Origin of the sequence: Pseudomonas sp. NPDC096925 (assembly GCF_044762545.1) — a bacterium.
Classification (GTDB): Bacteria; Pseudomonadota; Gammaproteobacteria; order Pseudomonadales; family Pseudomonadaceae; genus Aquipseudomonas.
Genome location: NZ_JBIWEM010000017.1, coordinates 1 through 26,977, shown reverse-complemented (window position 1 = coordinate 26,977; position 26,977 = coordinate 1). Strand labels below are relative to the sequence as shown.

Annotated in this window: 22 protein-coding genes and 1 pseudogene; 14 read left to right on the top strand and 9 right to left on the bottom strand. The window is 62.7% G+C overall.

What is annotated here, in order from left to right:
• Positions 1–63 precede the first annotated feature (63 nt).
• Positions 64–414, bottom strand: coding sequence for a hypothetical protein (locus ACIQYU_RS26110; RefSeq protein WP_233693785.1), 351 nt, complete (start codon positions 412–414; stop codon positions 64–66).
• A 272-nt stretch (positions 415–686) separates the two neighbouring features.
• Here ACIQYU_RS26110 and pssA point away from each other — a divergent pair, with 272 nt between their 5' ends.
• The 3 genes from pssA to ACIQYU_RS26095 all read left to right on the top strand — a co-directional run bounded on the left by pssA (position 687) and on the right by ACIQYU_RS26095 (position 5,996).
• Complete coding sequence (pssA, locus tag ACIQYU_RS26105) at positions 687–2,015, top strand: CDP-diacylglycerol--serine O-phosphatidyltransferase (protein ID WP_402802754.1); 1,329 nt, start codon at positions 687–689, stop codon at positions 2,013–2,015.
• A 165-nt stretch (positions 2,016–2,180) separates the two neighbouring features.
• Complete coding sequence (locus ACIQYU_RS26100) at positions 2,181–4,730, top strand: EAL domain-containing protein (protein WP_233693531.1); 2,550 nt, start codon at positions 2,181–2,183, stop codon at positions 4,728–4,730.
• Between the two features lie 123 nt (positions 4,731–4,853).
• Entirely contained in the window at positions 4,854–5,996 is a 1,143-nt protein-coding gene (locus tag ACIQYU_RS26095; RefSeq protein WP_207837922.1) for a GGDEF domain-containing protein, read from the top strand.
• Positions 5,997–6,084: 88 nt separating this feature from the next.
• On the opposite strand, the gene ppnN is transcribed toward ACIQYU_RS26095, so the two are convergent.
• The gene (ppnN, locus tag ACIQYU_RS26090; RefSeq protein ID WP_207837924.1) at positions 6,085–7,458 is read right to left on the bottom strand and encodes a nucleotide 5'-monophosphate nucleosidase PpnN; all 1,374 of its coding nucleotides are present in this window, start codon (positions 7,456–7,458) and stop codon (positions 6,085–6,087) included.
• 210 nt (positions 7,459–7,668) lie between these two features.
• Positions 7,669–8,730, bottom strand: a complete 1,062-nt coding sequence (locus tag ACIQYU_RS26085; RefSeq protein ID WP_207837926.1) for a YeiH family protein — start codon at positions 8,728–8,730, stop codon at positions 7,669–7,671.
• 111 nt (positions 8,731–8,841) lie between these two features.
• Here ACIQYU_RS26085 and ACIQYU_RS26080 point away from each other — a divergent pair, with 111 nt between their 5' ends.
• The gene (locus tag ACIQYU_RS26080; RefSeq protein ID WP_402802750.1) at positions 8,842–9,729 is read left to right on the top strand and encodes a LysR family transcriptional regulator; all 888 of its coding nucleotides are present in this window, start codon (positions 8,842–8,844) and stop codon (positions 9,727–9,729) included.
• Between the two features lie 131 nt (positions 9,730–9,860).
• Positions 9,861–11,321, top strand: a complete 1,461-nt coding sequence (locus tag ACIQYU_RS26075; RefSeq protein WP_402802748.1) for a S41 family peptidase — start codon at positions 9,861–9,863, stop codon at positions 11,319–11,321.
• 27 nt (positions 11,322–11,348) lie between these two features.
• Here ACIQYU_RS26075 and ACIQYU_RS26070 read toward each other — a convergent pair.
• Positions 11,349–12,301, bottom strand: a pseudogene (locus ACIQYU_RS26070) (hypothetical protein).
• Positions 12,298–12,948, bottom strand: coding sequence for an isochorismatase family protein (locus tag ACIQYU_RS26065; protein ID WP_233687966.1), 651 nt, complete (start codon positions 12,946–12,948; stop codon positions 12,298–12,300). The pseudogene ACIQYU_RS26070 and the gene ACIQYU_RS26065 overlap by 4 nt, the downstream one beginning before the upstream one ends.
• Positions 12,949–13,089: 141 nt before the next feature.
• Here ACIQYU_RS26065 and ACIQYU_RS26060 point away from each other — a divergent pair, with 141 nt between their 5' ends.
• A complete protein-coding gene (locus tag ACIQYU_RS26060) occupies positions 13,090–13,794 on the top strand; it encodes an NrtR DNA-binding winged helix domain-containing protein (protein ID WP_233687965.1) in 705 nt (234 codons plus the stop codon).
• A 157-nt stretch (positions 13,795–13,951) separates the two neighbouring features.
• Positions 13,952–14,353, top strand: coding sequence for a hypothetical protein (locus ACIQYU_RS26055; RefSeq protein ID WP_233693527.1), 402 nt, complete (start codon positions 13,952–13,954; stop codon positions 14,351–14,353).
• 119 nt (positions 14,354–14,472) lie between these two features.
• Here ACIQYU_RS26055 and ACIQYU_RS26050 read toward each other — a convergent pair whose 3' ends face one another.
• Positions 14,473–15,066, bottom strand: coding sequence for a cupin domain-containing protein (locus tag ACIQYU_RS26050; protein ID WP_025338781.1), 594 nt, complete (start codon positions 15,064–15,066; stop codon positions 14,473–14,475).
• A gap of 346 nt (positions 15,067–15,412) precedes the next feature.
• Here ACIQYU_RS26050 and glnT point away from each other — a divergent pair, with 346 nt between their 5' ends.
• From glnT to ACIQYU_RS26025, 5 genes are all read left to right on the top strand, one after another.
• Positions 15,413–16,747 (top strand): type III glutamate--ammonia ligase, encoded by a 1,335-nt coding sequence (gene glnT, locus ACIQYU_RS26045; RefSeq protein WP_207837950.1) that lies wholly within the window; start codon positions 15,413–15,415, stop codon positions 16,745–16,747.
• A 67-nt stretch (positions 16,748–16,814) separates the two neighbouring features.
• The gene (locus ACIQYU_RS26040) at positions 16,815–17,720 is read left to right on the top strand and encodes a glutamine amidotransferase family protein (protein WP_233693526.1); all 906 of its coding nucleotides are present in this window, start codon (positions 16,815–16,817) and stop codon (positions 17,718–17,720) included.
• Positions 17,721–17,747: 27 nt separating this feature from the next.
• Entirely contained in the window at positions 17,748–18,422 is a 675-nt protein-coding gene (locus ACIQYU_RS26035) for a protein glxC (protein WP_102689157.1), read from the top strand.
• A 15-nt stretch (positions 18,423–18,437) separates the two neighbouring features.
• Positions 18,438–19,763 carry an FMN-binding glutamate synthase family protein gene (locus ACIQYU_RS26030; protein WP_207837953.1) on the top strand — a complete coding sequence of 442 codons (1,326 nt, stop codon included), beginning with the start codon at positions 18,438–18,440 and terminating at the stop codon, positions 19,761–19,763.
• Positions 19,764–19,914: 151 nt separating this feature from the next.
• Complete coding sequence (locus tag ACIQYU_RS26025; protein WP_207837954.1) at positions 19,915–21,219, top strand: ammonium transporter; 1,305 nt, start codon at positions 19,915–19,917, stop codon at positions 21,217–21,219.
• Positions 21,220–21,345: 126 nt separating this feature from the next.
• On the opposite strand, the gene ACIQYU_RS26020 is transcribed toward ACIQYU_RS26025, so the two are convergent.
• Both ACIQYU_RS26020 and ACIQYU_RS26015 read right to left on the bottom strand, forming a co-directional pair.
• Complete coding sequence (locus ACIQYU_RS26020; protein WP_063913672.1) at positions 21,346–22,758, bottom strand: cytosine permease; 1,413 nt, start codon at positions 22,756–22,758, stop codon at positions 21,346–21,348.
• Positions 22,759–23,172: 414 nt separating this feature from the next.
• Complete coding sequence (locus tag ACIQYU_RS26015) at positions 23,173–23,625, bottom strand: Lrp/AsnC family transcriptional regulator (RefSeq protein WP_015270735.1); 453 nt, start codon at positions 23,623–23,625, stop codon at positions 23,173–23,175.
• Between the two features lie 112 nt (positions 23,626–23,737).
• On the opposite strand from ACIQYU_RS26015, the gene ACIQYU_RS26010 reads away from it, so the two are divergent.
• Positions 23,738–24,352, top strand: coding sequence for a LysE family translocator (locus ACIQYU_RS26010; RefSeq protein WP_241105645.1), 615 nt, complete (start codon positions 23,738–23,740; stop codon positions 24,350–24,352).
• A 94-nt stretch (positions 24,353–24,446) separates the two neighbouring features.
• Positions 24,447–25,079 carry a LysE family translocator gene (locus tag ACIQYU_RS26005; protein ID WP_207838123.1) on the top strand — a complete coding sequence of 211 codons (633 nt, stop codon included), beginning with the start codon at positions 24,447–24,449 and terminating at the stop codon, positions 25,077–25,079.
• A gap of 4 nt (positions 25,080–25,083) precedes the next feature.
• Here ACIQYU_RS26005 and ACIQYU_RS26000 read toward each other — a convergent pair whose 3' ends face one another.
• On the bottom strand, positions 25,084–26,865 hold the full coding sequence (locus ACIQYU_RS26000) for an ATP-binding protein (protein WP_207838125.1): 1,782 nt from the start codon (positions 26,863–26,865) through the stop codon (positions 25,084–25,086).
• Between the last annotated feature and the right edge of the window lie 112 nt (positions 26,866–26,977).

The following is a 26,977-nucleotide window of genomic DNA, read 5'->3' as shown; positions in this document are numbered from 1 at the left end:
TCTGTGGGAGCGGCCTTACACAAGGCCGCTCCCACATCGAGCGCGCCAATTGCGGATCAACGATCAGCGGCGGTAGTAACGATAATCGTCATGGTAGCGGTGGTGCATGGCCCGATCATGGCGGCGCTCCCAGTCGCGGCGGCGTTCCCAGTCTCGCCGGCGTTCCCAATCACGGCGGGCTTGCTCGCGGCGCCACTGTTCGCGGCGCCAGTCGCTGCGGTGGTCATGCCAGCGGTCGTCATCGTGGGCCAGCAGCGTGGCCGGCTGTGCATCGGCCACACTGGCCACCCTGGACCAAGGGTTGCCGGCAGGCTGCAACGGTGATTGAACTGCCGGGGCCGCCGCTACGGGCGCCTTCATTTGTGTTGCCGACGCCGTGCCCATCGCCGCGAACGAGAACAGGCCGAGCAGCATCAACCTTGCGACATGTATTTTCATGAGCGAAGCCAACCTCTGATAACAATTGAGCCATCTGGCCAGCAGGTGGTCGGCGAACCTTGTCTCGCGTCCCGCTACCTTTCTGTGCCTCCCACATAGACCGGTAAACGGGAAAAAGTTCGCAGCGGCAACAAGTTGTACAACTTTTGCGGGGGAGACCAGCCCCATGCTCTCCGGGGGCTGGACCATTTCGATCTTCCTGTGCAAGCTGATGCACAACAGTGATTGCACACAGAAGGTGATCGTTTGTGAACCCCGAATCCATGCTGGCGGCATTGCCAGGCTTCGCCATGGCGGCCGAGTCCATCCAGGTGCTGCCCGATGCCAAGGCCTACCGCGTCTGCCTGCTCGAGCGCATCCGCGCCGCAACCCGGCGCATCGTCATCGTCGCGCTGTACCTGCAGGAAGACGAGGCCGGCCAGGAAGTGCTGGATGCCCTGTACCAGGCCAAGGCCGCGCGGCCGGAGCTGGAAATCACCATCGTGGTCGACTGGTTCCGTGCCCGGCGCGGCCTGCTGGGCGCCGGGCGCCAGCCGGGTAATGCCGCCTGGTACCAGGCCCAGCGCCAGCACCATGGGCTGGACATCGTCATCCACGGCGTACCGGTGCAGACCCGCGAGCTGTTCGGCGTGTTGCACCTTAAGGGCAGTATCATCGACGACTGCGTGATCTACACCGGTGCCAGCCTGAACAACGTGTACCTGCACCGTTTCGACCGCTACCGCCTGGACCGTTACCACCTGTTCCAGTCGCCGGCGCTGGCCGACGCCATGGTCGACCTGGTGCGACGCCTGCTGCACCAAACCGCCACACCGCGCCTCGACCTGCCGGCGCCACCCTCTACCCGCAGCCTGCGCGGCGACATCCGGCGCTTGCGCGCGCGGCTGCGGCGCATGGCCTATGAGGCACCCGCCAGCGTGGCGGGGCAGGGCCTGCGGGTGATCCCGCTGTTGGGTGTGGGCCGTGGCAACCCGCTGAACCGGGCGTTGTGCACCCTGCTGGCGGCGGCGCGTACGCAGGTCATCATCAGCACGCCGTATTTCAACCCGCCCCGGGTGCTGATGCGCGAGCTCGACCATGCGCTGGCGCGTGGCGTGCGGGTGGAGCTGATCGTTGGTGACCGGACGGCCAACGACTTCTATATCGCCCCCGGCGAGCCGTTCAGTGCCAGCGGTGCGCTACCCTACCTGTACGAAGACAATCTGCGCGCCTTCACCCGACGTCGCCACGCCGCGATTGCCAGTGGCCAGCTGCAGGTGCGGATCTGGAACGATCCCGGGCATACCTTCCATGCCAAGGGCGTGTGGATCGACCAGCGTTATTCGCTGCTGACCGGTAACAACCTGAACCCGCGCGGCTTCAACCTGGACCTGGAGAACGGCTTGCTGATCGATGACCCACAGGGGCAATGGCTGGCGCCACGGGAAGCAGAGTTGGCCGAACTGCGCCGGCATGCGCCGAAGATTGGTTCGGCAGAGGCGCTGGGGGTCAGGACCGAGCACCCCAAGGAGGTGCGCAAGTTCCTGCGCCGACTGCGCTATAGCCGGCTGGAGCCGCTGATCAAGCGGGTACTCTGAGGAGTACTGCGCAAGCACAACCTTGATGATGGCTGGTTGTTCGTGATGCGGAAACCGACGGCCCGCCTTTGGCCACCAGGCTCACCACGGTCAGTCGTCGGTTGGACCGATCACCCCCAATCACCACCAGTCAATCCTGTAGACATGGCAAAAGGCGCCCATTGAATGGATGCAAGCTTCGATAGTAATTCGTCGCGCAGTCAGGTGGTTCGGCAGTTGACGCTGGTCTTTTCCAGCCTGCTGTTGGTGATATTACTTCTGGGCCTTGTTTCCTTGTACCGCATCGCCGGGGCGCTGGACGAGCGCGAGCGGTCTCAGAGTCGCTTTCACGCCGAGTCGGCGCTGACCCAGCTGCAGAAGACCGACCGCAACTATCTGGTGGCCTATGCCGTCTGGCAAGCCGCTTATGACCACCTGGCAGGGCTGGTGGACCGACATTGGGCCTATGACGAGGATAACCTCGGCGCTACGCTGTATAGCGCCGATGGCTATGAAGGGGTCTTCGTGCTCGATGACGACGGCACCCACTACGCCATGCTGCAAGGTCGCCTCAGCGAACAAGGCTTTGACCGTCACAGCACCAGCAGCGCCCAGGTACTGCAGCGGGCGCGGCGGGCGGTGCAGCAGGAACAGGCTGCGTCCGGTTACCTGCTGTTCGACGGCCAGCCGGCGCTTTACACCTCGGCCATCATCCGCCCGCCTTCAACCGGGCAACCGCCGCCGACATCCGGTGCGGTACTTGTGTTCGTGCGGGTGCTCAGCCCGGCGGTGCTCGGGCAGTTGCAGCGCACTGCCGGGCTGTCGGGCTTTACTGTCGCGGCGGCTTCCCAGGTGCATGCAGACCAGGGGCGTCTGCCTCTGGAGGAGAGTGGCTACGCGCTGACCTGGCATATCGAGCAGCCAGGAACCGAGCTGCTTCACACGGTCTTGTTTCCCCTGGCCCTGGCGTTGCTGATCATCGCCCTGGTGATGGCCTTGTTTGCCCGCTATGCCATGCGTGCCAGTGCCGGTATCGACCGCAGTCACCGCGAGCTGGCCGTTTCCAAGGTGGCGCTGGAGGCCAGTGAAGCACGCTTCAAGGCTGTCGCCGAGGCAGCGTCGGACTGGATCTGGGAAACTGACGCGCAGCAGCACCTGACCTACCTGTCACCGCGTTTTGCCGAGCTTACCGGGCATGCACCGGAGCGCTGGTTGCAACGCCCTGTCAGCGAACTGTTCGCCTGTGATACCAGTCAGGTCGATACCTGGTTGCATGGCCTTGCCAGCAGCGAGGCGACCGGTACCTTGCGCTGCCAATACCATGATCGACATGAACAACGGCGAGAGTGCCGGGTCGCCGCCAAGGCCATCATCGAACACAAGACCTGCCAGGGGTTCCGGGGTACCTGTACCGATATCACCGACGAAGTGGCCGCCCACGCGCAGATCCAGCACCTGTCGCTGCATGATGCGCTCACCGGCCTGCCCAACCGCAACAAGCTGTTCCGCTTCCTTGAAGACGCCAGGCAAGCGGAACTGGCTTTGCTGATGCTCGACCTGGACAATTTCAAGCCTATCAATGACAGCCTCGGCCACCCGGCCGGGGACGCCGTGCTGATCGAAGTCGCCCATCGGCTTGGGCAAGTGACCCGGGACACCGACCTGGTGGCGAGGTTGGGCGGAGACGAGTTCGTCATCGTGCTGACGCGGCCAGGCAAGCATGACGAGGTGGACCGCTTTTGCGCGCGGGTCATCGAAACCCTGAAGCGCCCGATCACCTTCGAGCAACACAAGGTGCAGGTCGGGGCCAGTCTCGGGGTGGTGTTGTCCGCCGAGTATTCCGGGCTACCCGGTGACCTGATCCGTTATGCCGATGTCGCCTTGTACAGTGCGAAACAGGCCGGCAAGCATACCTGGCGGTACTTCTCGGCACAGCTGAACTCGGCATTGCTGGAAAAGCGCGAACTGGAGCGTGAGCTGCGCGAAGGCATCGCGCGCGGCGAATTGCGCCTGCACTTCCAGCCGCGCTACAAGGTCGATGGCGTGACGGTGGCCTCCGCCGAGGCGCTGGTGCGCTGGCAACATCCACGGCTCGGCCTGCTACGGCCAGACCGCTTCATCGCTCTGGCCGAGGAGTCCGACCTGATAGTGCTGCTGGGCAACTGGGTGCTTCAGGAGGCCTGCCAACTGGCCCGTGGCTGGCCGCTCGAGATCATGGTCTCGGTCAACATGTCCCCGGCGCAGTTCAGCCGCAGCGATGTGGTCTGTGATGTGGCCGACGCACTTCGACAAACCGGTCTGCCTGCCCATCGCCTGGAGCTGGAAATTACCGAGAACGTCATGCTCAACGACGTCGAAGGCGCCCTGCAGACCATGAATGCGCTGAAGGAACTGGGGGTGCGGCTTAACATGGATGACTTCGGTACTGGCTATTCTTCGCTGGGCTACCTGCGCACATACCCGTTCGACAGCATCAAGATCGACAAGCGTTTCGTCCAGTCGCTGGGCATGAGCAGCAGTGATCGCAGCGTGGTGCAGGCTATCATCAACCTGGGCAATGCGATGGGCATGACGGTCACTGCTGAAGGGGTAGAGACCTCGGAGCAGCTGGCCTTGCTCAGCGACGACCAGTGCCATGAGGTGCAGGGCTACCTGCTGAGCAGGCCAGTGGAAAACCAGGTATTGATGCGTCTGATGACCACGGTTGAGGCCGAAGATCGGGGTATGTCCCGGTAAAGCGGGGGATTTTCGGACAAACGTGCATCGTCCCTCTGAAAAGTCATCACAAGCACATACAATCGGGCCGTTTCCTCGTTAACCAGATAGGCCAATCCATATATGGCGCTTGACCCACCCACGATGCTGACTATCTCGATCGCCCTGGCTGCCGCAGCTGCATTGTATCTGGCGATCGAGTGGCGCAGCGTTCGCGAGCCATCGCTGCTGTTCTGGAGCGCAGGCTTTGCCACCATCACGATGGGTTCCACCCTGGCCTTGCTGCGCGGCATCGGCTTGTTGCTGATTGGTATCTGGTTCGCCAACGGCTTGCTGGTGGTGGCGCACTGGTTCTTCCTGGCAGGGGTGTTGCGCTTTACCCAAATGCGGCTGTCGCGTATCTGGTTGTCGGTCGTGCTGGTGTGGTTCGCCTTGCTGCTGTTGCCTGTGGGGCCGCAGTGGTCGAAGGTGATGCTGATGGTCAACTCGTTGCTGGTGGCGCTGTTGACGCTCAAGGCCAGTTGGCTGTTGCGGCCGCATGGCAAGTCGCTGAGTGTTGGCGCTGTGCAGTTGCGCTATGTATTGCTGGTTCACGGCTTGTTCTATGTGGCCAAGGCGATCATTGCGATCACACCAGGTACGCTGATTGACCTGGCCACCTTCGGCGGGCTGATCATTCAGGTGTCCTTGGTCGAAGGCGCGATGGCGATCATGCTGATTGCCTTGTCGATGACCGGCACTGTGCGCTACCGGCGCGAGGTGCGTATTGCCCGGCTGGCAGCCCGTGATCCGTTGACTGCGCTGTACAACCGGCGCGCGCTGGAGGTGCGGGCGGGGCCTTTCTTCAAGGAAGTGAGCCCGGCTCAGCCCGGGGCCTTGCTGCTGATCGACATCGACAATTTCAAGCTGGTCAACGACCTGCACGGGCATGTTGCAGGGGACCGCTTGCTGATTGCCTTGAGCGAGATGATACGCACGGTGCTGCCCGAGCGCTCGCTGGCGGCGCGGCTGGGCGGTGATGAGTTCGTCATTCTGCTGTGTGGTGCGAGCAGCGAGCGGATCATGGAGCTGGGTGGGTTGTTGCGCGAACAGTTCCAGCAGTTTGCCAGCAAGACGGTGCCTACGCCGCAGCCGGTCACCTTGAGTATCGGCGCCAACCTGTTCGACCAGCCGCCGGCGAGCCTGGCGGCGTTGATCGAGCAGGGGGATGTGGCGTTGTACCAGTCCAAGCGCGGAGGGCGCGACAGTATCCGCTTCGTCGAACGGCCGATGGCCGACCTGAGCTAGTAGCAGTTTTGCCTTTGCCTTTGCTTCTGAGCGCTTGAACTGTCGCGCGCTTAGAAGCAAAAGCCGAAGCAACAGCAACAATGGCGAATCAGGTCACCACCTGGTAGCACGGTACATACGCCGCGCCACCAGGCAACTTCATCCGATGCTGGTCGACGAACGCCTGCAACAACCGGCCCAGTGGGTCCAGCACGGCGCTGTCGCCACGGATCTGATACGGCCCGTGTTCCTCGATCAGGCGGATGCCCTTGTCCTTCACGTTGCCGGCGACGATGCCGGAAAACGCCCGGCGCAGGTTGGCGGCCAGTTCGTGGGCCGGCAATTCGCGGCGCAGGTCCAGGTCGGCCATGGCCTGGTGGGTTGGGTCGAACGGGCGCTGGAAGCTCTCCTCGATCTTCAGTAGCCAGTTGAAGTGGAAGGCATCGTTGCGCTCGCGGCGGAACTGCTTCACCGCCTTGAGCCCTTCGACCATGTGCCGGGCGACTTCCGCCGGGTCGTCGATGATGATCTCGTACAGACGGTGCGCCGCTTCACCCAGGGTGGCGCCCACGAAGGCGTGCAACTGTTGCAGGTACGGCTCGGCGCTGCGCGGGCCGGTGAGTATCACCGGGAACGGCAGGTTCTGGTTGTCCGGGTGCATGAGGATACCCAGCAGGTAGAGGAACTCCTCGGCCGTGCCGGCCCCCCCCGGGAAGATGATGATGCCGTGGCCGACACGGACGAAGGCCTCCAGGCGCTTCTCGATGTCCGGCAGGATCACCAGTTCGTTGACGATCGGGTTGGGCGCTTCGGCGGCGATGATGCCCGGCTCGGTCAGGCCCAGGTAGCGGCTGCCGTGCATGCGCTGCTTGGCATGGGCAATGGTGGCGCCCTTCATCGGGCCCTTCATCACGCCCGGGCCGCAGCCGGTGCACACGTCCAGCTTGCGCAGGCCCAGCTCGTGGCCGACCTTCTTGGTGTACTGGTATTCCTCGCTGCTGATCGAATGGCCACCCCAGCACACCACCATCTTCGGCTCCACGCCCGGGCGCAGGGTGCGGGCGTTGCGCAGCAGGTGGAAGACATAGTCGGTGATGCCCTGGGAGCTTTCCAGGTCGATGCGCTGGCTGGCCAGCTCGCTTTCGGTGTAGACGATGTCGCGCAGGGCGCTGAACAGCATTTCACGGGTACTGGCGATCATTTCGCCATCGACGAAGGCGTCGGCCGGGGCATTCAGCAGCTCCAGGCGCACGCCGCGGTCCTGTTGATGAATACGCACCTCGAAGTCCTGATAGGCCTCGAGGATGGTCTTGGCATTATCGACATGGGCGCCGGTGTTGAGGATGGCCAGGGCGCACTGGCGGAACAGGGTGTAAAGGCTACCGGTACCGACTTCACTCAGTTGCTGCACTTCACGTTGTGACAGCGTCTCCAGGCTGCCTTTGGGGCTGACGGATGCATTGATGACATGGCGTTGAGGCATCTAAGTCTTTCCTGTGCGGGTAAAACATCCTTCTTTGACAACACCATACCGAGAAATGCGGGCGGCAACGAGGGGGGAGTGGAAAAAGCTTGAGACCCGGTTGGCTTCTTCGCGGGCTTGCCCGCTCCCACAGGGACCGCGCAGCGCTCAAGGTTTGCGCTGTACCTGTGGGAGCGGGCAAGCCCGCGAAGAAGCCAGCACGGTCTCAAGTCAGCCCAACAGCCTCTGCACGCCAAGGGTAATTGCCACGCCGCCAAACACCAGCCAAAGGTTGAGAATCGCTCCGGTCGCCAGCGCCCGTGGCCCGGCCTGGCGAATCTGGCTGAAGCGCGTCTCCATTCCCAGCGCGGTCATGGCCATGGTCAGGGCAAAGGTATCCAGGCTGTTGACCGCCTGCGTCACGCTACCCGGCAGCACTTGCAGCGAGTTCACCAGCACCAGCGCGAGGAAGCCGAAGGCGAACCAGGGCATGGCGATGCGCCCGTTGCCCTGTGCCTGGCCCGGCTGGCGTGCGCGGCTGATCCAGAGGCCCACCACCAGGAGTACCGGTACCAGCAACATCACCCGGGTCATCTTGACGATGGTGGCTATATGCGTGGCCTCGGGGCTGACGTTGCTGGCCGCACCGACCACCTGGGCCACCTCGTGAATGGTGCCGCCGAGGAACAGCCCGGCGCCCATGGTGTCCAGGTGCAGCCAGCCGGCATTGATCGCCAATGGGTAGAGGAACATCGACAGGGTGCCGAACAGCACCACGCTACCAACCGCCATGGCGCTTTTGTGCGGGGCACTGCGCAGGGCCGATTCGAAGGCCAGTACCGCGGCGGCGCCGCAGATGGCACTGCCGGCCGCGGTCAGAAGGGCGGTATCGCGGTCCAGCTTGAACAGCCTCATGCCGCACCACAGGCCGATCAGCAGGGTGCTGGACACCACCAGTAGCGACACGATGAGCCCGGACCAGCCGACTTCGGCAATTTCCTGCAGGCTTACCCGTAGGCCGAAGAAGGCCACGGCAATGCGCAGCAGGCCGCGAGCGGAAAAGTTGATGCCCGCTGCCCAGCTCGCCGGTACGCCGTCACGCAGCGCATTGCCGTACAGCGCACCGGCGACGATACCGACGATCAGCGGGCTGATGCCCAGGTTGGCGATGGCGGGCAGGGCGGCCAGCTGGGTGACCGCAAGCGCGAAAAGCGCGACGAACAGAATGCCATTGAGCCGCCCTCGGGTGGAGAGGGTAGGTGCAAAGGCGGGGTTGGACGGAACCGTGGCCATGTGAGTCCTCCGGAAAGGTATTTCGACATGACCTACGTTAATCTGGTTATAAGCTTATAAAAAATCGTAATTTAGGATGGCAAATATCCGTATAGCTGATACTTTTCAATCATGACCCCAGAACAACTGATAACGTTCGCCACCGTCGCCGAGCACGGCAACATCAGCCATGCGGCCCAGGCCCTGCACCTGTCGCAGCCAGCGGTGTCTGGCCAGCTCAAGCTGCTGCAGGAGGCCTTTGGTGAGCCCCTCTATCAGCGCGCCGGCCGTGGTGTGCGGCTGACAGCAGCCGGCGAGCAGTTGCTGGCCCATGCCGAGCGCCTGCGCGAAACCTTCCGCCAGGCCCAGGCATTGCGTGAGGCCATGCGCGGGCTGGAGCGCGGTACCTTGCGCATCGGCGCCAGCACCACGCCGGCCAGCTACCTGCTGCCGTACCTGATTGCCGATTTCCATGCCCGCTACCCGGAGGTGCTGGTGAGCACTTCCAATGGCAATACGGCAGAAATCGTCGCCGCGCTGGACAGCGTTGACATCGCCCTGATCGAAGGGCCGCCTGGGCAGGAATTGCCATTGGGCACGGCGGTGACGGCGTGGCGGCAAGACGAGATCGTGGCCATCGTGCCGCGTGGTCATCCGCTGGCTGGCAGTGACCAGCAGACGCTGGCATCGCTGGGGGCCTACCCGTTGGTGCTGCGCGAGAGCGGCTCGGGTGTGCGGCAGATCGTCGAGCGGGCATTTGCCCGCAGTGGTGTGGCGATGCGCGTGGCGCTGGAGATTGCCGGGGTGGAAGGGGTGAAGGAGGCGGTGCGGGCCGGGATGGGGATCGGATTTGTGTCGGCGATGTCGATCCGGCATGAAGATGGGGCGTTGCAACGCTTGCAGGTTGTGCCGCAGGCGTTGGTGCGGCGGTTTTCCATTCTGGTGCCGCATGCCGCTACCCCGTCGCGGGCGGCGGCGCGGTTTCTCGAGTTGTGTGTTGGCCCGCAAGAGGTGGGGTAACTGCACCGGGCTCTTCGCGGGCTCGCCCGCTCTTACAGGTACTGCACCCAAGAACCGTAGAAACCTGTGGGAGCGGGCAAGCCCGCGAAGAGGCCAGAACAGGCACCATCAAGCCACATGAAGACATTGATATGAACGTTGTCAAAAGAGTTTTAATTGTTGTCCTCGCCGGCGTCGGCGTTGTCGGTTCGGTGTTTGCTGATGATTCTCCCAAGGGTGGATTAGTCGACATGGCAGTGAGAGACCTTTCTGCCGTTCACCAACTGATCGTTTCCTCTCACCCAGGCGCCATAGATCAAGAAAATAAAGTTTTTACTGACTGGGTTGAGCGAGGTTATCAGGAGGCCAAACAGTTGGCCTTGCGTGTCCGCTCGGAAAGGGATGCTCAAGCCGTTCTGGGTTTCTATGTTTCAGGGTTCAAGGACGGCCATGTAGGCGTTTATCAATCCAGAAAAGGGGAGTCTTCCTGGGCCGGTTTCATGCTGGATATGCGAGGTGAGGATCTTGTTGTCGGTCGTGTGGCAAAGGCGTGGCCTGTCCCTTTGCCTCCAATCGGTTCGAAAATTATCTCATGTGACGGCAAGACAGTTCGGGAAATATTGGGTAATGAAATATCGCCCTACGTAGATCGCCGGTTGAATCTGAAATCGACCTGGGGGCACTTGGCTAAATATTTGACCGTTGATGATGCGGACTATCCAGTGCTTGCCAGAAAACGGGCAGCCAATTGTCTGGCTGTTTTGCCGGGAGGAGTACAGCAGCATTTTGCTTTGGCATGGCAGGAGGACCGTGGGCAACTAAAGGATTTCCTGACTCGGCCTCAACCACCTCAGGCCCTGAGAAACCTCGGTGGCGGGCGCTATTGGGTGCACGCATCGAATTTCGCACCTTCGACACCCGAGAGCGCGTCCCTCGAAAAAATGCTCGACACGCTCGGGACTCTCGATGATGCCAAGCTGGTTGTACTTGATACACGTGGCAATCGCGGTGGTAACAGCTTGGTCGGGGCCAGGATCCTGTCTGCTTTATTGGGTGAACAGTTTGTTGAAAGCCTGAGTCAGTCCTCACGTTCGTATGCAATGTGGCGGGTCTCTCCTCTTGCGCTTGCAACACTGAATAGCGCTTTGGCCGGCATGGAAAGCGATTACGGAAAACACAGCGAAGCCTACAAATTTGTTGCAGGTATGCGTGAGTCGATGAGCGCTGCGCTTGTGAAACGCGAGGACTGGCTAAGACAGCCAGAGACGTCTTCGATCGATCAAGACCGTTTTAAGGATTCCAGTCCAAAACCATTCAAAGGTCAGCTTGTGCTGGTGACGGACTCATTCTGTTCAAGTGCCTGCCTGGATTTTGCAGATGCAGTTCTGGCCGTTCCTGGAACGACCCATTTCGGGCTGTCAACGAGTGGTGACACCTTGTATATCGATATTGGCTCCCATGTCTTGCCAAGCGGGGCTCAGTTCTGGCTGCCCTTGAAGGTCTGGAGAGGGCGAGTGCGGGGGAATAATCAAAGTTATGACCCGCAATATGTTTTCGATGGCGACATCAATGACACTCCAGCCGTTCAAAAGTGGGTGCTGAGCTACTTTTGAACCGCGAAGAGGCCAGCACAGGCACCCTCAATCCACCTGAAAGACATGCTTCAGATAGGCCACGAAGTTCTCATCCCGGCACTGTGTCTTGCCCGGGCTGTCGGAAATCTTGGCCACCGGTGCGCCATTGCACGCAGTCATCTTGATCACGATGTTCATCGGCTCCACCCCCGGGATATCGCAGGTCAGTCTGGTACCAATGCCAAAGCTCACATTGATCCGCTCATGCAGTGCCCGGTACAGCCCCAGCGACTGTTTCTATTGGGTCTAGACGAAATTGGCGATTCTGTCAAATTAGCGAAATCGTGGGCCATGGTGCCGATCGGCTTGAGCTGGTATTCACGGGCCAGGTGCACGTTGCTGGTACCAACGAATCGGCCCGGGAAGTCACGCTTGAGAATGTGCACCACTTCTTCCTGCACCCGGTAGGAGAAGCGCCGCCGGGTACCGAAGTCGGCCAGTTGGAAACCGGCCAGTTCATCGGCGCTGGCCCCGGCCTTGAGCCAGTCGAGGTTCTGGTACAGGCGCTCGCGGACTTGCTCGATCACCACCTCGCGATAACGGTAGCGGTTGCGCACCTCGCTGATGATCGCCAGCAGCGGGATCTCGTAGAGAATCACGTGCAACCACGGTCCGCGCACGCGAATCGCCAGTTGCCCGGCATCATCCAGGCCTACCTGTACATAACGCAGGTTGAAGCGGAACAGACTGAGAAAACGGATGAAGTCCGGCTTGATGAACGGGATCTTCTCCAGGTAGGCGAGCTGGTCGTGAGTGACGCTGACATCGGCCAGTTGCTCGACCTGATAACGGATTTCCGCCAGGTAAGGTGCAAGGTTCTCGCCGTTACGGCAGCGGAACTCCCACTCCACCTCGGCGTTGGGGTAGTTGTGCAGCACCGCCTGCATCATGGTGATCTTGTAGAAGTCGGTGTCCAGCAGGTTCTGGATGATGCGCGGGCCGAAAACGCTGTCGCTCATGGGCGGTCTTCCTTGATCAGAGAGAGCTGGTGGTCGAGTGCGGCTTCGTCGCCGCAGAGGATCACGCCCTCGGCGGCCAGGGCGCCACACGCCTCGATGGCGCCTGCCTGGGTGAGGGCGCGGCAGGCCGGCAGGTACAACAGCACCTGGAAACCGGCCTGGCGCAATTGGCGGGCGGTGGTCCTGACGCAATAGTCCAGGGCCAGGCCACCGACGATCACTGCGCCCACCTGCTGAACCTTGAGGTACTCGATCACCCCAGTGGAGCGGCGCTCGGCCAGGTCGTGGTAGCAGGCGCCGTAGGGGTGCAGGTCGGGCTCGACGCCTTTCCACACGAAATAGTCGTAGTCGATGGGGGCAGGCAGGCCGGGCAGCAGCTCGAAGCCCAGTGTGCCGGGGACGCAGTGGCTGACCCAGGTCAAGTCTGCATTGGCCAGTTGCAGAGGTTGCAGCATGTGCGTGGGGTCGGCGACCACCCAGGCGGCATTGGCCGGGTGGGCGTCCTTGCTGCCCAGGCGCAGGTCGGCGCGCAACGCCATGGTGTTCAGATCAGCCGCGATTTCGTCGCCTTCGGGGACGGGTAGCTCCTGCGGGGCGTTGGCGGTGAAACCGTTTTGCGCGTCGACATCGAAACTGGCGATCTTCATGGCGGTGCTCCTCGCTGGAATATGTATATAATTCATCTGGTGTATTAAGTGTGTCAAGCTTATTTCTAATATGGATGAAAGGCTTGTGTTACTTAGGAAACCTGGTGAAATATAGGGGCGTTCAAGAACGGAGCCACCCCTGTGAGTACCACCGAAGTCCTGGCCAGCGTCGATATCGTCGCTCTGCGCATGGCCGCCGAAACCCAGCATCTGCAAGTGTTGTTGCACCGCCGTGAGCGTGAGCCACATGCCGGCCAGTGGGCCTTGCCTGGGGTGATCGTCAATGGCCGCACCCCCGACACCAGCCTGGAAGCTGCCGCCGAACGCGCGTTGCGCGAGAAAGCCCAGGTCGTACCGTGCTACATGGAACAGGTGGGCACCGAGGGTAATGCGTTCCGCGACCCGCGTGGATGGTCACTCAGCACCTATTACATGGCATTGCTCGAACCGGGGCAGGTCGTCGAGGACGAGCAACTGGCGTTTTTCGAGTTGGACAGCGTATTGGCGCGCAAGGTGCTGTTGCCCTTTGATCACAACCTGTTGGTGGAGCGTGCCCGTGAGCGGCTGGCGGCGAAGACGGTGTACAGCAGCCTGCCGCTGTACCTGCTGGCGGAGAAGTTCACTGTGCTGGATGCGCTAGGAGCGGTTCAGGCTTGCCTGGGGCAGGCGGTGAACAACACCTCGCTGCGCAAACGCCTGGAGCGTTTGCGCGAATTGGGGTGGGTGAGTGATACCGGAGAGAAAAACCAGCCGAGGCTGGGTAGGCCGCAGCAGTTGTATCGATATACGCCGCAGGGTGAGCGGGCGTTCATGTTTGATCGCAGTCTACTGCCCGAAGGTGCTTGAACTGGAGCGGCCTTGTGTCGCGATGGGCGGCTCCTGTTGGTGCTCGTGCTATTTCAGTTCAGTGCGCGATGCGGGTGAGTGACCTGATAAAAATGCTAGTTATCAAATACACGGTGTTCTATTAATCTGAAGGGGAGAGTTGATGGGACAGCTATAAATGAACAAGTCTGTTGGTATTGCAGCTTCCACGCTTCTGTTTTACGCAGAAAGCAAAATGATCTGCCAGCTTGACGCAAGAAAAATGCGGATGATGTATGCGGGCGATTGTCTCATCGCTCAACTACAAGAGGCGACTATGTTGCTGCAAGTAGAGATAGCAAATACGGTGATTGCAGGCATGGCTGGCGAGGTTGGCCACGGTCAGCAGGGCAAACGCCAGGCCCGAGCCCAGGCCTCAGAGCAGGCCGACGGTGCCTTTGTCGAGCATGGGCAACGCACAGGGCGTTACGGTGGCCGGTGGCAGCACCAGCTACGGGGATTGAAGTCGCGATCATGGCAGCCAAGTCTTCGCAATGTGGCGCGCGCAAACACTCCCGGCTGGCGCGGCGCGGGTCTCTGATACCACGGAGCGGGGCTGGTCGATGTGTGCATTACTTTTGTAGGCACAGCTCGGAAGCCGATCGCGGGCGACGTGTGCTTGTCTGATCGCGACACCGGTTGTTGCCTTGCTGCGCCGCGTCACTCGTCGCCGTAGTTCATGATCGACAACAGGCGGATGGGTACCTGCACCAGTTGCTCGGGGCCGTGCGGGGTCTCGCCGTCGAAGGTCAGGCTGTCGCCGGCCTGCATGTGATAAAGCTGGTTGCCGTGGCGGTACACCAGTTCGCCCTCCAGCAAGTGGAGGAACTCGGTGCCGGGGTGGGCGAAGGTCGGGAACTCTTCACTGGCGTCGTCCATGGTCACCATGTAGGCCTCGAAGTTTTTCTTCGGCCCCCTGGCGTGATTGAGCAGATGGTAGGTGTGGCCTTTCTCGGTACCGCGGCGCACTACCTCCAGCCCTTCACCGGCTTTCACCAGCAAGGCATTGCCGTCGGGCTGGTCATATTGGCTGAACAGCTTGGCCATCGGCATGCCCAGCACGTCGCACAGGCGGCTGAGAGTGTCGAGGCTGGTGGACACCTGGGCGTTCTCGATCTTGCTCAGCATGCCTTGGCTGATGCCGGCGATGCGTGCGACATCAGCGAGCTTGAGGGACTGGGCCTGGCGTTGACGCTTGATCTGCAGACCCAGGTACTGCTCCAGGCGAAGGCGCGGTTCGGTTTCGGTTGGCATCGAATGTCCTGCACGGTTTCAGTTCAAGAATAAATTTTTCGCACTGAGAAAGTGCGAAAGGCAACTGCATTGGCAGCTTCTTTCCTCGGGTGAAAACAAGTTTCCCATAAATGGAGCATGAAAATCTGCCTGGGTTTTGTGCTGCCTGTATCGGCCTCTTCGCGGGCAAGCCCGCTTCCACAGGGCTTTGCGGCGAACCCTGTGGGAGCGGGCATGCCCGCGAAGAGGCCCGCTCAGACACCGCAAGGTTGCACCCTGAACAAAGTTGGCAAGCGCATTGCATTCCTGTGAGGAAAGTAAGTTTCTCATGCGGAATCATTGCCCCTTGCCCAGGAGTGTTCAACCCATGTTGCCAGCAGAAACCCAGCGCACCCTCGATCAGCACGGCATCAAGTACGTGCTGGCACAGTTCGTCGATATCCATGGCTCGGCGAAGACCAAATCGGTGCCGGTATCGGGCCTGAAGATGGTGGCCGAGGAGGGCGCCGGCTTTGCCGGGTTCGCCATCTGCGGCATGGGCATGGAACCGCACGGCCCGGACTTCATGGCCCGCGGCGACCTTTCCACCTTGATCCCGGTCCCGTGGCAGCCGGGCTACGGCCGTGTGGTGTGTGTAGGCCACGTAAACGGCCAACCCTGGCCCTACGACAGCCGCTACGTGTTGCAGCAGCAGGTGCAGCGCCTGGCCGACAAGGGCTGGACCCTGAACACCGGGCTGGAGCCCGAGTTCAGCCTGTTCCGCCGCGACGAGGATGGCAAGCTGCAACTGGTGGACGCCTCCGACAACCTCGACAAGCCGTGCTACGACTACAAGGGCCTGTCGCGCTCGCGGCTGTTCCTCGAGCGCCTGACCGAGGCGCTGCAGCCGGTGGGCTTCGACATCTACCAGATCGACCATGAGGACGCCAACGGCCAGTTCGAGATCAACTACACCTACAGCGACGCCTTGGAGTCGGCCGACCGCTTCACCTTCTTCCGCATGGCCGCCGGCGAGATTGCCAACGACCTGGGCATGATCTGCTCGTTCATGCCCAAGCCCGACCCCAAGCGCGCCGGCAATGGCATGCACTTCCACCTGTCGCTGGCCAGCAGCACCAACAAGAACCTGTTCCATGACCCGTCCGACAGCAGCGGCATGGGCCTGTCGAAGCTGGCCTACCACTTTGCCGCAGGCCTGCTGGCCCATGGCCCGGCGTTGTGCGCCTTCGCCGCGCCCACGGTCAACTCGTACAAGCGCCTGGTGGTCGGCCGTTCGCTGTCCGGCGCGACCTGGGCCCCGGCGTTTGTCGCCTACGGCGCCAACAATCGCTCGGCGATGGTGCGCATCCCCTATGGCCGCCTGGAATTCCGCCTGCCGGATGCCGGCTGCAACCCGTACCTGGTCACCGCCGCGATCATCGCTGCCGGCCTCGATGGCATTGACCGACAGCTGGAGCCGGGCGAGATGTGCAACGAAAACCTTTACAACCTCAGCCTGGAAGAGATCGCCGCACGCGGCATCAAGACCTTGCCACAGTCGCTAAAGGAAGCGGCCGACGCCCTGGAGGCCGACCCGCTGTTCCGCGAGGTGCTGGGCGCCGAAATCGTCGACGAGTTCATCAAGCTAAAGCGCATGGAGTGGGTGGAGTACTGCCGCCACGTCTCCGACTGGGAAATCCAGCGTTACACCGAATTCTTCTGACCGCCCCCCAATCCCTTGGGCGGCCAGCACGAAAGCGGTCGCCCACTGCCTAGTAAGGAGCATCACCATGTGTGGAATCGTAGGTCTGTACCTGAAAAATCCCGAGCTGGAAGCCCAGCTCGGCAAACTCTTCGACCCCATGCTCAAGGCCATGACCGATCGTGGTCCGGACAGCGCCGGTTTTGCCATCTACGGCGATGAAGTGGCTGACGGCTGGGTCAAGCTGACCCTGCAGGCCACCGACATCAACTATCCCTGGACCACCTTGATGGGCCGGCTGGAGGGCAGCCTGGGCTGTTCGCTGGACTGGTTCCAGAACGCCAGCGCCGCCGTGCTCAAGGTGCACTCCGATGAGGCCGCTGTCCGCGCCGCATTGGCCGAGCAGGCGCCCGATGTACGCATCATGAGCGCCGGGCAGAGCATCGAAATTCTCAAGGGCATGGGCCTGCCGGCAGACATTTCCAGCCGCTTCGGCCTGGGCAGCATGAAGGGCAGTCACATCATCGGCCATACCCGCATGGCCACCGAAAGCGCCGTGACCATGGAAGGGAGCCACCCGTTCTCCACCGGTGCCGACCTGTGCCTGGTGCACAACGGCTCACTGTCCAACCACTTCCGCCTGCGCCAGCAACTCAAGCGCGAAGGCATCAGCTTCGAAACCGACAACGACACCGAAGTGGCTGCCGGCTACCTGACCTGGCGCCTGCAGCAGGGCGACAGCCTGGCCCAGGCCCTGGATGGCGCCCTGGAGGACCTCGATGGCTTCTTCACCTTCGCCATCGGCACCCGCAACGGCTTTGCCGTGATCCGCGACCCGATCGCCTGCAAGCCCGCCGTGCTGGCCGAGACCGACGACTACGTGGCCATGGCCTCGGAGTACCAGGCGCTGGCCAGCCTGCCGGGCATCGAAAACGCCAAGGTCTGGGAACCGGCCCCGGCCACCCTGTACGTCTGGGAACGCAAAAGCGCCTGACCTGCCACCGAACCACTGGAGAACCCCATGAAGACGATCGACCTTTCCAGCACCTCGGTGCGTGTCCTCAACCAGTCCTTGCACGGTGAGGTGCAGGACCACGAATGGCGGGTGACCCACCCCGACGGCAAGCACAACCTGGCCGTGGGCATCAACGCCGCCGTGGCCGTGGATATCGAAGGCCACGCCGGCTATTACTGCGCCGGCATGAACCAGCAGGCCAGCGTCACCGTGCATGGCAACGTCGGTGTCGGCGTGGCCGAGAACATGATGTCCGGCTCGGTGCGGGTCAAGGGCAGCGCCTCCCAGGCCGCCGGCGCCACCGCCCATGGCGGGCTGCTGGTGATCGAGGGCGACGCCGGCGCGCGTTGCGGTATTTCCATGAAGGGCGTGGATATCGTCGTCGGCGGCAGCATCGGCCACATGAGCTGCTTCATGGGCCAGGCCGGGCGTTTGGTGGTGTGTGGCGATGCCGGCGATGCGCTGGGCGATTCGCTGTACGAGGTGCGCATCTACGTCAAGGGTTCGGTGCAGTCGCTGGGCTCGGACTGCATCGAGAAAGAGATGCGCGCCGAGCACTTGCAAGAGCTGCAGGAACTGCTGAACAAGGCCGGCCTGGACCACAAGGCCGCCGATTTCAAACGCTACGGCTCGGCTCGCCAGCTGTACAACTTCAAAGTCGACAACGCCAGCGCGTACTGATCCAGGAGCATTCCCATGAGCGAGCAATTCCCCCCGGTACTGCGTGAGTCGGCCACCTTCGATCGCCTGACCATCCAGGAAATCCAGCGTGCCGCTGAAACCGGCATCTACGACATTCGCGGTGGTGGCACCAAGCGCCGCGTGCCGCACTTCGACGACCTGCTGCTGCTCGGTGCCAGCGTGTCGCGCTACCCGCTGGAAGGCTACCGCGAGAAATGCGGCACCGATGTGCTGCTGGGCACCCGCTTCGCCAAGAAGCCGATCCACCTGAAAATCCCGGTGACCATCGCCGGCATGAGCTTCGGCGCGTTGTCGGCCAATGCCAAGGAAGCCCTGGGCCGTGGTGCGACCATCGCCGGCACCAGCACCACCACTGGCGACGGTGGCATGACCCCGGAAGAGCGCGGCCAGTCACAGCACCTGGTGTACCAGTACCTGCCGTCGCGCTACGGCATGAACCCCGACGACCTGCGCAAGGCCGATGCCATCGAGATCGTCCTCGGCCAAGGTGCCAAACCGGGCGGTGGCGGCATGTTGCTGGGCATGAAGGTGACCGAGCGCGTGGCTGGCATGCGTACTTTGCCGATTGGCGTCGACCAGCGCAGCGCCTGCCGCCACCCGGACTGGACCGGCCCGGACGACCTGGCGATCAAGATTGCCGAAATCCGCGAGATTACCGACTGGGAAAAGCCCATCTACGTGAAGATCGGCGCCAGTCGCCCGTATTACGACGTCAAGCTGGCGGTGAAGGCCGGTGCCGATGTGATCGTGCTCGATGGCATGCAGGGTGGTACCGCCGCGACTCAGGAAGTGTTTATCGAGCACGTCGGCATCCCGATCCTGTCGGCCATCCCGCAGGCAGTGCAGGCGCTGCAGGAAATGGGCATGCACCGCAAGGTGCAGTTGATCGTCTCCGGCGGCATTCGCAATGGTGCCGATGTGGCCAAGGCCATGGCCCTGGGGGCTGATGCGGTGGCCATTGGCACTGCGGCGTTGATCGCGCTGGGTGACAACCACCCGCGGCTGGATGCCGAACTGAAGAAGATCGGCTCGGCGGCAGGCTTCTATGACGACTGGCAGAACGGCCGCGACCCGGCCGGCATCACCACCCAGGATCCGGAACTGGCCAAGCGCCTGAACCCGGAGGAGGCGGGGCGCCGGTTGGCCAACTACCTGCGGGTGCTGGTGCTGGAGGCGCAGACCATGGCACGGGCGTGTGGCAAGTCGCACTTGCACAACCTGGACCCGGAAGACCTGGTGGCGTTGACCGTGGAGGCGGCGGCGATGGCGCGGGTGCCATTGGCGGGGACCGCATGGGTGCCGGGGCAGGCGCAATATTGAGTTGACCGTCGGGGGCCGCTTTGCGGCCCTTTCGCGACACAAGGCCGCTCCCACATATAGCCACCGCAACCCCTTGTGGGAGCGGCCTTGTGTCGCGATGGGCTGCAAAGCAGCCCCAGGGCACCCCCACCATTCACACAGGAGTGACTCCATGAAGCAACTCACCCTCGCTGTAATGTTGTTAGCCCTGACTTCCCGGGCCCACGCCGCCGAGCCCACCCTGGACACCGGCAACACCGCCTGGATGATCTGCGCCGCGATGTTCGTGCTGATGATGTGCATCCCGGGCCTGGCGCTGTTCTACGGCGGCATGGTGCGGGCCAAGAACCTCCTTTCGGTGTTCACCCAGCTGTTCGCCGTGGCCGGGGTGATCGGCATCCTCTGGGTGCTGTTCGGCTACAGCCTGGTGGTCGACACCACCGGCATGGTCGAGGGCCAGCTGACCTTCAACAGTTTCATCGGCGGGCTGGGCAAGGCGCTGATGCTGGACATCGGTCATGACAGCCTGGTCGGTACCATCCCGGAAGGGGTGTTCGCGGTGTTCCAGCTGACCTTCGCCATCATCACCCCGGCGCTGATTGCCGGTGGTTTCGCCGAACGGATGAAGTTCAGTGCTTCGTTGCTGTTCATGGCCGCCTGGTTCGTGCTGGTGTACGCGCCGATCGCACATATGGTCTGGGGCGGGCCGGGGGCGTTGATGGTCAACTGGGGCGTGCTGGACTTTGCCGGTGGTACCGCCGTGCATATCAACTCCGGCGTGGCAGCCCTGGCTGCGGCGTTGATGCTGGGCAAGCGCAAGGGCTACCCGCAGGTGGCCATGCCGCCGCACAACCTCGGCTTCACCCTGGTGGGCGCCGGGTTGCTGTGGGTGGGCTGGTTCGGCTTCAACGTCGGCTCGGGGCTGGCGGCCAACCAGGCGGCGGGGGTGGTGATGCTGGCGACCATGGTGGCGGCTTGTGCGGGGATTGTCGGCTGGTTGCTGACCGAGAAGGTGATGCATGGTCGGCCGACGGCCCTGGGTGCGGCTTCAGGGGCTTTGGCAGGTTTGGTCGGGATTACCCCGGCCTGTGCATTTGTCGGGCCGCTGGGCGCGCTGGTGATCGGGCTGTTGACCGGGGCCATCTGCTTCTTTGCCGTGACCCGGTTGAAGCAGGCACTGGGCTATGACGACAGCCTGGACGTGTTCGGCCTGCATGGCGTGGGCGGAATGGTCGGCGCGATACTGACCGGGGTATTTGCCGCGCCTGCGTTGGGCGGCTATGTGGAGGGCGCGTCGCCGATCGGGCAGGCACTGGTGCAGTTGAAGGGAGTGGCGTTCACCTTCGTGTATTGCTTCGTGGTGAGCTGGGCGATTCTCGGGGCGATCAAGCTGACCGTGGGGCTGCGGGCCAGCCGGGAAGAGGAAGAGCAGGGGCTGGACCTGGCGGAGCACAATGAGCGGGCTTATAACCTCTGATTGATGTGTTGCCTGTACCGGCCTCTTCGCGGGCTTGCCCGCTCCCACAGGGACACCACAGCTTTCGAGGCCGGTGACATTCCTGTGGGAGCGGGCAAGCCCGCGAAGAGGCCGGTACAGGTTGAATCAGTGCCCCATGGCCACCTTGGCACTCATCTGCCGGCGACGGTAGGCACTGTCACGGCTGGCCAGCCACCAGTACAGCGGCGAAGTGATCGCCAGCCCCACCAGCCACGACAGGTCAGCGCCGTTGATATGCTCGGAAATCGGCCCGACATACAGCGGCGTGTTCATGAACGGGATCTGCACCACGATGCCCACTGCATAGGCGATCAGCGCCTGCGGGTTGTAACGCCCGTAGATGCCGCCATCGACCTGGAAGATCGACTGGATGTCGTAGTCACCCTTGTGAATGGCATAGAAGTCGATCAGGTTGATCGCCGTCCACGGCACCAGCACCACCAGCAGCACCAGCACCATGTCGACGAAGTGGCCGATGAAGTCCGCCGAGGCGAACACCGCCACCACGCAGCAGGCCGACAGCACGATCAGCGACAGCACGGCACGGCTCTTGGCGGTAGGGATCCAGCGGTAGGCGAAGGTTTGCACCAGGGTGATGATCGACAGCACCGCACCATACAGGTTGAGGGCGTTGTGGCTGATTACGCTGAGCAGGAACAGCACCAGCATGATCGGGCCGAGGGTACCGGTGGCCAGCTTGACGGCGTCCATGGTGTCCATGCCGGCCGGGATCGCCAGCACCGCCACGGCGCCGAAGATGAACGACAGGCTCGAACCCAGGGCCGAGCCCAGGTAGGTAGTCCAGAACGTCGAGCTGACCTTCACGTCCGCCGGCAGGTAACGCGAGTAGTCCGACACATACGGCGCAAAGGCGATCTGCCACAGCGCCGCCAGCGACACGGTGGCCAGCCAGCCGGCCAGGTTGAACCCGCCGCGGGTGAGGAAGTCGTCGCTCTGCACGTGGCTGAAGATGTAGCCGAAGCCGACCACGATACCGATACCCAGCACCCAGGTGCCGATGCGGTTGAGCACGTGGATGAAGCGGTAGCCGATGATGCCGATGATGCCTGAGCCCAGCGCACCGATGACGATGCCCACCGGTACCGGTACGGCATCGACCACACCGTGCAGCGACTTGCCGGCGAGGACGATGTTGGAGGCGAAGAAGCCGATGTACATGACCCCGGCAATCACTACCACCAGCAGTGCACCAAGCGAGCCGAACTGGGCGCGGCTCTGGATCATCTGCGGGATGCCCATCTGCGGGCCTTGGGCCGAGTGCAGCGCCATCAGTACGCCACCGACCAGGTGGCCGACCAGGATGGCGACGATGCCCCATACCAGGTTCAGGTGGAACAGCTGCACACCCAGTGCGCCGGTGACGATGGGCAGCGGCGCGATGTTGCCGCCGAACCACAGTGTGAACAGATCCCTTACCTTTCCATGGCGGTCTTGCGGGGGCACGTAGCCGATCGTGTGTTTTTCTATGAGGGGTGCCGAATTGGCTGCACTGGTCATGACTGACTCCAAGGCAAGGTAGGGCATCGGGAACTGCCCGGGGGCGTGCCGGCGAAGGGCGACGCGTTCTTGTTGGAGCGATGATGCGGGGCGCGGGGATAACGAGAAATTAGTAAATATGTGCCCATAAACCTTAAAAAACCTAAGGCTGACAAAAGGTTAAGCGGGGGACGGTTGCAAGGAGGGTGCCACGGGGCGAGAGGGCTTGGGCTAGAGGGGTTTGGGCCTTGTGGAGGCGAGAAGCGGTGTGCTTTGGTGGGGCGCCGTGCGCGTTTTCAGGGCAGATAAAAAGGTCGCCTGTACCGGCCCTTTCGCGGGTGAACCCGCTCCCACAGGTACTGGCATGACTTGATGTCAATGCGGTCGAGGTGGGAGCGGGTTTACCCGCGAAAGGGCCGGCACTGAGGGAAACACCTACATCGGCAATAACCGATCCTGAATCACCTCTTTCATCACCAGGGTCGAACTCAACCGCTTCACATTGGGAATGCTGGTCAACTGCTCGTCATACAGCTTCTGGAACGCCGGCAAATCCTTGGCCACCACATGCAGCAGGTAATCCGGGTCGCCAAACAGCCGCTGCGCCTCGACGATCTGCGGGATCTCGGCCAGCGCTGCTTCAAAGTCCGCTACCGGCTGGCGGGTGACCTCGCGCAGGGTCACGAAGACCAGCGCGGCAAAGTTCAACCCCAGGGCGCTCGGTGCCAAGCGGGCGTGATAGCCAAGAATCGCGCCGGATTCCTCTAGTGCCTTCAGGCGCCGATGGCAGGGCGACAGGCTGAGCCCCACACGGTCAGCGAGTTCGGTCACCGATAGCCGACCATCTTTTTGCAGCTCGGCAAGGATTTTTCGATCTGTCCTGTCCATTGAAAAGGATCTTCCAGTCATTGAGGGCTGGTGGGGAATATACGAAAGAAAATCCCTCGGCGGAATCCGTAATCTTTCGTCATCGCAAAGCAGTGGAAAAAGGAAGATTCAAGTGGCTCTCAGTGTTCTGACGGCGTTTTGGGCCGTGTCGATGCTGTTCGTGATTACCCCCGGAGCGGACTGGGCCTATGCCATTTCGGCCGGCATGCGCGGGCGCTGGGTAATGCCCGCGGTGGCGGGGATGTTGTCAGGGCATTTCCTCGCGACCCTGGTGGTGGCAGCCGGGGTCGGCAGCCTGCTGGCCGGCCACCCGCTGGCGCTGACCTTGCTGACCCTGGCGGGGTGCAGCTACCTGTTGTGGCTGGGTGGCAACCTGTTGCTGCGCCCGGCATTGCCGGCTGCCGGGCAGGATGGGGCGGGGGAGTCGGGTTCGCGCTGGGCATTCAAGGGTTTTTGCGTCAGCGGCCTGAACCCGAAAGTGTTCCTGCTGTTCCTGGCGCTGTTGCCGCAGTTCACCGACCCGCACTCCAGCTGGCCGGTGCCGTTGCAGATCTTGCTGCTGGGCCTGGTACACCTGTGCAGCTCGCTGGTGATCTACTCGCTGGTCGGCTATGGCGCCAAAGCCGTGCTGAGCACCCGGCCGGGGGCGGCGAAGCTGGTTGGCCGGGTGTCGGGGGTAGCGATGATCACGGTGGCCCTCGGCTTGATAGCCGGCCAAATGGGTTGAATGCATTGGCCTCATCGCCGGCAAGCCAGTACAGACGACAGACCAAGCCTCGGATAAACTCGCACCACTTCAACGCACATCCAGGACGTGCTCCATGCCCGAAACCACGCAACTGCTCACCTTCGCCCTTATCTGCCTCGGCATGGTCCTGACCCCAGGGCCGAACATGATCTACCTGCTCTCCCGTTCGATCTGCCAGGGACGCAAGGCCGGGTTGATTTCGCTGGGTGGCGTGGCCCTGGGTTTCGTCATCTACATGTTCTGCGCCGCGCTGGGCATCACCGCCCTGGTGATGGCTGTGCCCTTTGCCTACGACGTGCTGCGCATCGGTGGCGCGCTGTACCTGTTGTACCTGGCCTGGCAGGCACTGCGACCGGGTGGCCGTTCGCCGTTCCAGGTACGCGACCTGCCGGCCGACAGCCCGCGGCGGCTGTTCACCATGGGCTTTGCCACCAGCCTGCTCAACCCCAAGATCGCCGTCATGTACCTGTCGCTGATGCCGCAGTTCATCGAGCCGGGGCATGGCAGCGTGCTGCTGCAGTCGCTGGTGTTGGGGTCGACGCAGATCGCCATCAGCGTTTCGGTCAATGCACTGATCGCGATCATGGCCGGATCGATCGCCGTGTTCCTGGCTGGTCGCCCTTTGTGGCAGCAAGTTCAGCGCTGGTTGATGGGCACGGTGTTGGCAGGTCTGGCCGTGCGCATGCTGGCCGAAGGGCGGCGCTGACCATCTAGGTCGCAGGCGGCGGTTCCTGGGGCAGGTACAAGGTAAAGGTGGTGCCCTGGCCGACGACACTGCTCACCTGCACATCGCCCCCGGACTGCTTGGCAAACCCGAACACTTGCGACAGCCCGAGCCCGGTGCCTTCACCTGGTGCCTTGGTGGTGAAGAACGGGTCGAAGATGCGCTCGAGCAGTTCGTCGGCAATGCCGACACCGCTGTCGCTCACTGAAATCGCCGCGAACGGGCCCGGCTGTGGTGCCTGGCCGCGCAGGGCAGGCAGCCGCTGGTCGACCTGCAGGCGCAACTGCAAGGTGCCTTCGCCGGCCATTGCATCGCGGCCGTTGAGCATCAGGTTGATTACGGCGGTTTCCAGCTGGTTGAGGTCGGCGCGGATATGGCAAGGCGCCTGTGGCAATTGCAGCTCGACCTGGATCCGCGCACCGGTGGCGGTGTCGAGCATGTCGGCCATGGCCTCCAGCCGTGGCCCTGCCTCGAACACTTGCGGGCTCAGGGCCTGGCGGCGGGCGAAGGCCAGCAACTGGCCGGTCAGCTTGGTACCGCGCTCGACGGTGTCGGACATGGTCTTGAGGTAGCGTTCGCGGCGCTGTGCGTCGAGGTTGGGGCGCTGCAGAAAGTGCAGCGACGAGCGAATGATGGTCAGCAGGTTGTTGAAGTCATGGGCCACGCCGCCGGTCAGCTGGCCGATGGCTTCAAGCTTCTGGGTCTGGCGCAGCACGGCTTCGGTATGCAGCAACTGGGTGGTGCGCTCGTCGACGCGCTGTTCCAGGGTGGCATTCAGCGCCTCCAGTGCCGCCATGGCCGCGCGCACTTCGGCGTGGGCCTGCACCCGCTGGATATGCGCCCAGGAGCGCTCGGTGACTTCGCTGATCAGCGCCTGTTCATAATGGGTCCACTGCCGTGGCACCTTGTCGTGGATGGCCATCAGCGCGGTCAGTCGGCCGCCCTTGATCAGGGGCATGCAAATGGTCGCGGTGATGCCGATGGCCTGGAAGCTGGCGGCTTCCTCAGGGGGCAGCTCGCTCAGGTTGTCATGGATGACCAAGGCCAGGCCACTGCGCAGGCGGCTGAGCGCCAGCTTGCCGAAATCGTGCAGCTGGTATTGGCCTAAAAGATGCGGCGAGCCGGGCGCCACGGCGTCGCCGCAGATGGTGAAGCCGTCTTCGTCGGGCTCCATCACCGCGTAGGCGCAACTCGACAGTTGCAGGTGCTCGACCAGCATGCGCGTGGTAATGGCGAGGATCTGGTCCGGTTCGGTGGCGTCGGCCACGGCACGGCCCAGGTCGTCGAGGAAGTTCAGGCGCTGGTTGGCGAGCACGCTGGCGGTGGTTTCGGTGACCGTGTCGAGCATGCCCAGCACCTTGCCGTCATGGTCGCGGATGGGGCTGTAGCAGAAGGTGAAATAGGCCCGTTCGGGGCCGCCGTTGCGGTCGATGATGAGCGGGAAGTCTTCGATGTACACCGCCTCGCCGGCCAGGGCGCGGTTGGCCATGTGGCCGATGTCGGCCCAGGCTTCCTGCCACACGGCGCGGAAGGGGATGCCCAGGGCCGAGGGCTTTTGCCCGAGAATCTGCGAGAACGCGTCGTTGTGCAGGGTGAGCAGGTCGGGGCCCCAAAGCACGGCTTGTGGGAAGCGCGAGGCCAGGCACAGGGCCAGGCTGGTCTTCAGCGGGTCGGGCCAGTGCTGCAGCGGGCCTAGCGGGGTGGCGGCCCAATCGTGATTGCGGATGCGTTCGGCCATCAGCCCGCCGCCGTCTAGCCATTTTGCCATGTGCTCTGCTGGTCCTTTTGCATAAGGCCTTTAGGGTGCATCCAGAATAGACGTTTGGCGAGCGTTTTGGGTGGCTGTACCGGCCTCTTCGCGGGTAAACCCGCTCCCACAG

Coding starts and splice junctions, on each gene's coding strand:
- ACIQYU_RS26110 (WP_233693785.1), bottom strand. CDS start 414: ATGCTGCTCGGCCTGTTCTCGTTCGCGGCGATGGGCACGGCGTCGGCA.
- ACIQYU_RS26100 (WP_233693531.1), top strand. CDS start 2,181: ATGGATGCAAGCTTCGATAGTAATTCGTCGCGCAGTCAGGTGGTTCGG.
- ACIQYU_RS26095 (WP_207837922.1), top strand. CDS start 4,854: ATGCTGACTATCTCGATCGCCCTGGCTGCCGCAGCTGCATTGTATCTG.
- ppnN (WP_207837924.1), bottom strand. CDS start 7,458: ATGCCTCAACGCCATGTCATCAATGCATCCGTCAGCCCCAAAGGCAGC.
- ACIQYU_RS26085 (WP_207837926.1), bottom strand. CDS start 8,730: ATGGCCACGGTTCCGTCCAACCCCGCCTTTGCACCTACCCTCTCCACC.
- ACIQYU_RS26080 (WP_402802750.1), top strand. CDS start 8,842: ATGACCCCAGAACAACTGATAACGTTCGCCACCGTCGCCGAGCACGGC.
- ACIQYU_RS26075 (WP_402802748.1), top strand. CDS start 9,861: ATGAACGTTGTCAAAAGAGTTTTAATTGTTGTCCTCGCCGGCGTCGGC.
- ACIQYU_RS26065 (WP_233687966.1), bottom strand. CDS start 12,948: ATGAAGATCGCCAGTTTCGATGTCGACGCGCAAAACGGTTTCACCGCC.
- ACIQYU_RS26055 (WP_233693527.1), top strand. CDS start 13,952: ATGAACAAGTCTGTTGGTATTGCAGCTTCCACGCTTCTGTTTTACGCA.
- ACIQYU_RS26050 (WP_025338781.1), bottom strand. CDS start 15,066: ATGCCAACCGAAACCGAACCGCGCCTTCGCCTGGAGCAGTACCTGGGT.
- glnT (WP_207837950.1), top strand. CDS start 15,413: ATGTTGCCAGCAGAAACCCAGCGCACCCTCGATCAGCACGGCATCAAG.
- ACIQYU_RS26040 (WP_233693526.1), top strand. CDS start 16,815: ATGTGTGGAATCGTAGGTCTGTACCTGAAAAATCCCGAGCTGGAAGCC.
- ACIQYU_RS26035 (WP_102689157.1), top strand. CDS start 17,748: ATGAAGACGATCGACCTTTCCAGCACCTCGGTGCGTGTCCTCAACCAG.
- ACIQYU_RS26030 (WP_207837953.1), top strand. CDS start 18,438: ATGAGCGAGCAATTCCCCCCGGTACTGCGTGAGTCGGCCACCTTCGAT.
- ACIQYU_RS26025 (WP_207837954.1), top strand. CDS start 19,915: ATGAAGCAACTCACCCTCGCTGTAATGTTGTTAGCCCTGACTTCCCGG.
- ACIQYU_RS26020 (WP_063913672.1), bottom strand. CDS start 22,758: ATGACCAGTGCAGCCAATTCGGCACCCCTCATAGAAAAACACACGATC.
- ACIQYU_RS26015 (WP_015270735.1), bottom strand. CDS start 23,625: ATGGACAGGACAGATCGAAAAATCCTTGCCGAGCTGCAAAAAGATGGT.
- ACIQYU_RS26005 (WP_207838123.1), top strand. CDS start 24,447: ATGCCCGAAACCACGCAACTGCTCACCTTCGCCCTTATCTGCCTCGGC.
- ACIQYU_RS26000 (WP_207838125.1), bottom strand. CDS start 26,865: ATGGCAAAATGGCTAGACGGCGGCGGGCTGATGGCCGAACGCATCCGC.